1 protein-coding gene is annotated in these 833 nt (G+C 80.1%); it reads right to left on the reverse strand.

Annotation, left to right across the window (positions count from 1 at the left end; genetic code table 11):
- The coding region (locus ACYVI6_RS18790) for a DNA translocase FtsK 4TM domain-containing protein (protein ID WP_460447800.1) at nucleotides 1-833 on the reverse strand (833 nt) is incomplete at both ends.

Below are 833 nucleotides of genomic sequence, written 5' to 3' on the forward strand. Positions count from 1 at the left end.
CGGGCGAGCCGGCGGCGGCGCCGTCGAAGGGCTCGGCGTCGGCCTTCGGGCGGCGCACCCGCCGCTTCGGGCGGTCGAGCTCGACGGCCTGCTCGAACGGGACGTCGCCGACCGGGTCGCGCTCGTCGTCGGCGCGGTCGTCGGCGCGGGCCCGGCGGCGGGCCGCGGCGGAGGTGGGGGCGCCGTCGTGCCCGGCGTCGTCGGGCAGCGGGCCGTTGCCGGTGAGCCGGTCGACCAGCTCGTGCAGCCGGCTGGGCACCGCGTGCACGGGGGTGGCGGTGAGGACGAGCAGCCCGAACGCGCCGAGCAGCGCCAGCAGCACGCCGGCCCCGACCGAGGTGATCGCCTGCTCGAGCGGGCTCGAGGCCAGGAAGCCCACGACGCCGCCGGCGTCGCGCACCCGCGGCCAGCCGTCGGAGACGTCGGGCAGCCCGCGGGCGATGTGCACCAGGCCGCAGGCGGCGACGGCGAGGAAGCCCAGGCCGATGGTGCCGCGACCGTTCTCGCGGCCGGTCTCGGGGTGCCGCAGCAGGCGCACGGCGAGGCCGAGCAGCACGAGCGGGAGCACCAGGGCGACGCGGCCGAAGGTGCCGGCCACCACGGCGTGCACGGCGTCGCCGAACCGGTTGTCGAGCCCCCACCACTCGCGGGCGGCGACGACCACCGCGAGCGCCAGCAGGGTGAAGCCGATGCCGTCGCGCCGGTGCGCGGGGTCGAGGTCGCGGGCGCCGTGACCGATCCGGCGGGCGGTGCCGCCGGCCAGGTGGGCGGCCCCCATCCACAGCCCGCGCAGCGCGCGCAGCGGCAGCGGCGGGCGGGCCGGGCGGCTCGCG

The organism is Angustibacter aerolatus, assembly GCF_054776675.1.